A 7057-nucleotide genomic window follows, 5' to 3' on the forward strand; every position below is an offset into this window, starting at 1 on the left:
ATTGGCTTAATCTCAGTCATAAGTTAAAGCCACTATCAGGGTATGAATCTAAAATTAAAGATTATGCGTTAAGGTTTATTGCTACCTGGTTTGCATATGGATGTAATGTTGGTCCTGTTCAAGCTGAGAGATGTTTAAAAAAGTATTCTCGAAAACAAATAGCCTGGTTGTTCAATCATCATATTACAGAAGTAAGGCTCAATAAAATAAGTGAAATAATCATCGAAGCATATAAGCAATTTGACCTACCTTATATTTGGGGAAATGGTCAGAGTGCTTCTGTTGATGGCACTTATTGGGATATGTACACTAACAATTTGTTGGCTGAACACCATGTTCGTTACGGTAAATACGGTGGTATTGGGTATTATCACGTCTCTGATCAGTATATTGCATTATTTAGTAACTTCATTCCCTGTGGTGTTTACGAGGCGATATATATTTTTGATGGTATTTATGAGGTTGATGAATCTATCAGACCTGAAATTATCCATGGAGATACTCACGCACAGAATGAGGTTGTATTTGGCTTTGCATATTTATTGGCAATAACATTAATGCCTAGAATAAGAAGTTTTAAGCACCTTAATTTTTATCGTCCAGCTGACATGGATGAAAAATCATATCAACATATCAGTGAAATATTCACATCAAAGGAGCCTGAATGGAAATTAATAGAATCAATGTATTACGATATGTTGCGTGTTGTCATGTCCATTCAAAATGGTAAAGTTAAAGCTTCTGCAATATTGAAGAAATTATGTTACAAAAGTAAAAAGAATAAATTACATCAAGCCTTTCGAGAATTAGGACGTGTTATCCGAACAATTTTTCTTTTAGACTATATATCAGATATTGATCTCCGCAGAAAAATTCAAGCTGCAACCTGTAAGAGTGAGGAATTTAATGATTTTATTGATTGGATTGCTTTTGGTAAAAATGGGATTATTGAGGAGAACAATCTCAATATCCAGAAAAAGATTATCGCATTTGGTAGAATGACTGCTAATGCAGTTATGTTTCATACCGTAGCCAATCAAACCAATGTACTTAATCAATTGGCTAATGATGGGGTTGAATATAATGATGAGAGTTTATCGATTTTATCAGCATTCTTTAGGGAAAATATAAATCGTTATGGAGTATTTGAGCTATCAAAATCAAAAGCATCAATACCATTAGAGTTTAATGTTCAGAGTAAAAAACAAACATGACCCTTTTTTACCAGGATACCGGTCGGAGGTCTATAATCTTTTTATTTGTTAATTTCTTATTTTTTGATTGTTTTTTAATATCATCAATCACAGCAAAAACTAGTTCTTCTGATATCTCAGATGGTCGCTCTATTCTCTTTTTAGAAATTTTTTTAAAATCAAATTTTAGCTGGATCATTTTTACTAAAAATAATTATGTTACTTTTTATGTATGCTTCTTTTCAGAATGATGAATAAAGTCCAATAAGAACTTTCTAACTTTGGCTGTATAATTTTTACCCCAGAACTCTTTTATTTCTTTAAGTTCTGATTCTGATACTTTTACACTAAGTTTTTTATCCTTAACCTCTTTTTCATCATACTCAAGTTGACTAGCCAATCTTAAATTTTCAAGCTGATCAAAAGTCATACTTTCGTAATTATCTACTTTAGATAAATCAGGACTGTCATTATCATAAACAATATCCTTATCATCTATACTATCCCATATCTTATTAAAACTTTTCTTATTACTCATAATTTACTCCTTGAAAAACCTTTTTATCTCTCTTTTATTACACTTACGAAAAGAAATAATCCTATATTTTCCATGTCTTATTGTTGCTGTTATAACAACCTCTCTATTATTTTTCTTACCAAAAATATTATATCTACTTTCTGTATAATCCTTCCTATCATCAAGAGTAATACGAATTACATTCTCAGGTATAACATCTCTTGCATCATTGAAATCAAAACCATGTTTCTCAATATTCTGTTGGTTTTTATTCTCATCCCATTCAAACATATCATTTAAGGTTTTAATTACTTATATATTTATTATAACAATATATTGAGCATATAGCAACCCTAAAGGCTACCCTTTACTATATTTACTATATTTACTATATTTATTGTATTTATTGTATTTATTGTATTTACAATAAATACTGTATGTATTATAATTCCAGTGTTCAACACAAAATAGGAGTAATTATGATATTTTTAATAGGCGGTGAAAAAGGTGGTACTGGCAAAAGTACAACTGCTTTTAACTTAGCATCATATCTAGCTATGAATAATAAGGATGTGTTGTTAGTTGATGCTGATCCACAACTTTCAAGTAGTAAGGCTATTTCAAGAAGAAATAAAAACTATCCTGATTTATTTAAAATACAGGGCGTCCAACTTAGTGGTGATATCTATGATGGACTAAGTCAATTAAAGAAGAAATATGAGTATATAGTAGTTGATACTGGAGGTAGAGACTCTGTAGAACTAAGATCAGCATTGTTAATAGCTGATATATTTATCACAACAATAAGACCTTCGCAAATAGATATTGATACTCTACCTGATTTAAATAATATTACTAAAAAAGCTAAGGCTATGAATAGGGGTTTAAAATCATATGCTTTATTTACTCACTCTCCAACAAATCCAAATATGGATGATGAAAAAGAAGCAAAAGCAATACTAGAAGAACTACCTGAATTTATACAAACGAAAAGTACTCTTTATTACAGATCAGCATATTGGAGAACTTTTGGAAATGGATTAAGTGTTTTAGATTACATAGACCAAAAAGCTATAGAAGAAATAAATAATTTAGGGAAAGAAATATATGACATCTAGTAAAAAGATTAAGTTAGGTATGAATAAACCAATATCTAAAGATGACAGGCAAGATTTTTTAAATGAATCTCCTGACATGGTTTCTGCTAAAAATATTAGTAAAACCATTAGTAAAGTTGGTAGACCAAAATTAGATCCATCTAATATAACCGTTAAAAAAACTATTACAATGTATCAAGATGACTTAGATTTACTTGATGACTTAATAAATAGAACAATCAAGTTAGGTCACAAAGATAAAGGATTATCTGGAACTATTAGAATGGGATTGATAGCATTGAGTAAACTAGAAGATAATGAATTTATAGAGATATATTCAAAATTTAAGTAAAGCGAATTTACTATATTTACTATATTTACTATATTTACTATATTTACTATATTTACTATATTTATTATATTTACTATATTTATTATATTTACTATATTCTACAACTACCGTACTAAGTTAGAACTATAAAACATTCCCTAAATAGTCCCAAAATGGGAAACTCTAAAATCACATTTCTTTCTATTGCTAGATTTCGATAGTCACAATCTGATTATTCCAATAGTCATTTTTGGGAATGTTGAATGTTCCCAAAAGTATACTTTTAAGACACAAAAAGTGGTTAATGTATTGATTATGTCTCTATTATGTCTTATAATTAGTGTATTGAATCATTTTAGATATTTTAAGACATGAAATTATCAGATTTAACCACCATTCAAAAAAATGATCTTTTTAATACTTTAAGAATTAGTCTTACTCATCACTCAAGTGCTATTGAGGGAATAAGTTTAACTTTTGGAGAAACTAAGAGATTACTTGAATATGGAATGACCGCTCAAAGTAAACCCTTACATGAACAGTTAGTCGTTATTGGATTTGCCAGTGCTTTTGATTTTGTAATTAGAGAAGCTTCTAATAGCTCTAGTTCTTTAAACTCTGGGTTAGTTAAAGATATACATGCAATTTTATTTGATAAGGCATTAGCAGTATCTCCTGAGAGGGTAGAGCGTCCTGTTGGTTCATGGCGAAAAGATGATAGATATATTAAAGGAGTGGATATAAAACTATCAGAGCCTAGAGCTATTGATCAACATCTAAATAACTTGGTATATAGGTATGATAAATCTCTTAATTTAAATGAGATAGCTAAGTTTCATATAGATTTTGAAATAATACATCCATTTGCTGATGGTAATGGTAGAGTGGGGCGATTATTAATGACGTACCAGGCTATAAAAAATGATTATATTCCACCACTAATATTAAATGATAATAGGCTTGATTACTTAGACTCTTTAGCAGACGCTAATAGACTAGAAAAATTTTTAGAGCTGTCTATCCAAAATAGTGTAGATTTAGTGAGGTAGATATGTCATTAGTCGGATATGCTAGAGTATCATCAACTGGACAAAAATTAGATGTCCAAGTAGAAAAGCTGAAAAAAGCTGGATGTAAAAAAATATTCAAAGAAAAAATCACTGGTGTAGATCAACAAAGACCTGCTTTAAAGGAGTGTTTAAACTACTTAAGAGAACACGATACTTTAGTAATAACTAAATTAGATAGACTAGCAAGGAGTAATGTTCACCTTAACCAAATAGTTACTACACTTGAAGAAGATTCTATTAGTTTATATATACTAGATCAAAAAATTGATTTATCTACTCCTACAGGTAGACTAATGTTTCAAATGCTTAGTGTTTTTGCAGAATTTGAAAATAATATTAGAAAAGAAAGACAGGCTGATGGAATTAAGAAAGCACTAGCCAATAATATTAAATTTGGAGTTAAACCAAAGTTTAAACATAAAGATCTTGAGAAAATGAAACAAGATAGAGAGTCTGGTATGCTAGTTAAAGATATATTAGAAAAATATAACATAAGCAAAGCTAGCTTCTATAGACTAATTAAATAGCGTCAATTTAGGCTTTAAGAGAAACAGTAATAATCATTTTCTTTATAAGCTTACCTGAATAATTTATAATCAAAAAAGAAAACATACAGACAAGTATCCTATGGATGCTTTGTTTGTTGTTTGTTATTTTTTATTTACTATTACATAGTTGTTTATTAGAGAAATTCGAAACCCTTAGTATATATAGATCACAGGGGGATAAAAGCAACTAAATGGTTAGAAAAAGCAACTAAATGGTTAGAAAAAGCAACTAAATGGTTAGAAAAAGCAACTAAATGGTTAGAAAAAGCAACTAAATGGTTAGAAAAGCAACTAAATGGTTAGAAAAGCAACTAAAAAATATTAATTGCTTTTTAGGGGCAGAGATAGTAAACTATGAATAAAACTAATATTGACAACAATATTTTGAAAAAATCCTTTTATTTAACATCATTGTTTGCAGATATTAAATCTGAACATAACTGGACAACTAATGAGACTAAGTTAGTTTTGATGCTACTTTCTCGACTGAACGAATATAAGATATATTTACCAGATTTTGATAATTTTACTGGGAATATAAAAGAATATAGAGAATTGGTTAGTAAAGTTCCTACTGATTATGTTTTTAATAAGATCGATTTTGAGAAAATAACAGGTGTAAGAAGGGAGCACTTAGCTAGAGAAATAAATAAAGTAAGGAAATCATTAGGCTCAAAAATAATAAACACACCACATCCCATAGAGTCAGAAGATGTTTTATCAGGAAGAACGATACCTTGGTTTTCAGAGATAACTTATTCAAACAGAACGGGCGATATTTTAATAAGTTTAAATACAAAAGCGATAGAAAGATTAATTGCTTTTGTTAAATATTCAAATATTAGTTTTGATAATATAGTTAAAATTCAGAACCATAATGCAATTTATTCTTATTTAATATTTAAAATACTAAGAGACTCAAGTAATCAGAAACACTTATCACTAGATATAACTGAGTATAAAAATAAATTAGGTTTAGGATCTAAATATAGGAGTTTTAGCACATTTAAAAAGCAAGTGTTAGAAGTCGTAAGAGAAGAAATAAATGAATATACAGATTTGTATATGGATTTTGAATTAGTAAAAGAAGCCAAGTCATTTAAAAGTATTAAGTTTTCATTTGATTATAAGCAAGACAATATAAAAGATTCTTCGTTGACAAAAAAACAAAAAAATATTAATAATGAATACCTTGTAGACTTTGATTATAAAAAAATAAAATCTCCTTTTGAAAAAATATTCAAGAGCTGGGGTATAAGTAATAATAAGATTGAGGAAATAGAAGATGCTTATACTTTAAGTGCTATTTCAAGCTCTATTCAAGTAACTCAGCAAGCTATAATAGATGATATTATTGAAACAACTCCTGCACGATACTTTTTAGGAACTCTTGAGAACAAAAACTTACAAGAAGAAGTAGCTTTTGAAAAAGAGCAAGAAAATTTAAGAAAAGAGCAAGAAAAAAATGAAAGAAAGGCTTTAGCTTCTGAGTATGATGCAATCCAAAAGTTTATAAATGATAACGCTGATATAGTCTCAAACTTTTTAAGTGTTAAAAGTGCTGGTGGCTCAATTGAGTTATCATCCGAGATTTATAATGAGTTTGCAAATATTGCTTGTATTGATGCCGAAAAATATAAAAATTTTAGACCTAAGCTACCAGTGTTAGTAGAAGGGTTTTTTGATATGAGGCAAAAAAAAGAGATAAGACCGAACATGTATGTTTTCTTAACTTTAATCAAAGAATATTCATAAGAAAAAGATTCTATGCTAACTAAATTAATATATTTTATTTTGAGTTTAATTATTATATTTTTATTATCATATACTATAAGTTTTGATAGGAAATCGATCAAATATAAGCAGTGTTTTAGAGTATTGATAGCTCAATTGCTTTTGGCTTATGTGTTATTACAATCAAATATTGGAATAAAGATAACTGATCTACCCCGTCAATTTGGGACAGTTTACCTCTTCATTGTTACGGGACACGATTACTGACCCAGAGCGGAGACAACATTACTGATCCACTAACTCCAAAAAAATTAAACCATTAATTTAAAGATTTATCAATTTTAGGAATAAGTTTTTTTCGATAAGATTCGCCCTCTAAAGTTATTTTGTAAGATTTAGATATAATTCTATCCATAGCGGCATTAGCCATTATAGGATCATGGGGTTCTATTCAGGAAGGTACGGAATTTCTGCAATCATAGCTGTAATCATTGCTATATCTAGCTTACAGAGGGGTGACCGATTTTTAAATCGTTAATTAGAGATTCCACAATCCCTTGTAAATCA

10 protein-coding genes are annotated in these 7057 nt (G+C 29.0%); 7 read left to right on the forward strand and 3 right to left on the reverse strand.

The window, feature by feature from the left end; genetic code table 11:
* The coding region (locus F3D59_RS09670; RefSeq protein ID WP_150464737.1) for a Tn3 family transposase at window positions 1–1214 on the forward strand (1214 nt) is incomplete at its 5' end.
* A 7-nt stretch (window positions 1215–1221) separates the two neighbouring features.
* Here the strand turns inward: F3D59_RS09670 and F3D59_RS09990 are convergent.
* Genes F3D59_RS09990 through F3D59_RS09680 form a run of 3 tightly spaced genes read right to left on the reverse strand, consistent with a single transcriptional unit; the run spans window position 1222 to window position 2001 of the window.
* Window positions 1222–1392, reverse strand: coding sequence for a hypothetical protein (locus F3D59_RS09990; RefSeq protein ID WP_191092475.1), 171 nt, complete (start codon window positions 1390–1392; stop codon window positions 1222–1224).
* Between the two features lie 27 nt (window positions 1393–1419).
* Window positions 1420–1731, reverse strand: a complete 312-nt coding sequence (locus F3D59_RS09675; RefSeq protein WP_150464738.1) for a hypothetical protein — start codon at window positions 1729–1731, stop codon at window positions 1420–1422.
* 3 nt (window positions 1732–1734) lie between these two features.
* Window positions 1735–2001, reverse strand: coding sequence for a BrnT family toxin (locus F3D59_RS09680; RefSeq protein WP_150464739.1), 267 nt, complete (start codon window positions 1999–2001; stop codon window positions 1735–1737).
* A gap of 188 nt (window positions 2002–2189) precedes the next feature.
* On the opposite strand from F3D59_RS09680, the gene F3D59_RS09685 reads away from it, so the two are divergent.
* The 6 genes from F3D59_RS09685 to F3D59_RS10220 all read left to right on the forward strand — a co-directional run bounded on the left by F3D59_RS09685 (window position 2190) and on the right by F3D59_RS10220 (window position 6757).
* Entirely contained in the window at window positions 2190–2828 is a 639-nt protein-coding gene (locus tag F3D59_RS09685; RefSeq protein ID WP_191092476.1) for an AAA family ATPase, read from the forward strand.
* The gene (locus F3D59_RS09690) at window positions 2818–3159 is read left to right on the forward strand and encodes a hypothetical protein (protein ID WP_150464741.1); all 342 of its coding nucleotides are present in this window, start codon (window positions 2818–2820) and stop codon (window positions 3157–3159) included. The genes F3D59_RS09685 and F3D59_RS09690 overlap by 11 nt, the downstream gene beginning before the upstream one ends.
* 350 nt (window positions 3160–3509) lie before the next feature.
* Window positions 3510–4187 carry a Fic family protein gene (locus F3D59_RS09695; RefSeq protein WP_150464742.1) on the forward strand — a complete coding sequence of 226 codons (678 nt, stop codon included), beginning with the start codon at window positions 3510–3512 and terminating at the stop codon, window positions 4185–4187.
* 2 nt (window positions 4188–4189) lie between these two features.
* Window positions 4190–4735, forward strand: coding sequence for a recombinase family protein (locus tag F3D59_RS09700; RefSeq protein ID WP_150464743.1), 546 nt, complete (start codon window positions 4190–4192; stop codon window positions 4733–4735).
* Between the two features lie 375 nt (window positions 4736–5110).
* On the forward strand, window positions 5111–6511 hold the full coding sequence (locus F3D59_RS09705) for a replication initiation protein (RefSeq protein ID WP_150464744.1): 1401 nt from the start codon (window positions 5111–5113) through the stop codon (window positions 6509–6511).
* 12 nt (window positions 6512–6523) lie between these two features.
* A complete protein-coding gene (locus F3D59_RS10220) occupies window positions 6524–6757 on the forward strand; it encodes a Na+ dependent nucleoside transporter N-terminal domain-containing protein (RefSeq protein WP_150464745.1) in 234 nt (77 codons plus the stop codon).
* Window positions 6758–7057: the final 300 nt, after the last annotated feature.

It is taken from the genome of Francisella sp. XLW-1, from assembly GCF_008711455.1.
Classification (GTDB): Bacteria; Pseudomonadota; Gammaproteobacteria; order Francisellales; family Francisellaceae; genus Francisella; species Francisella salimarina.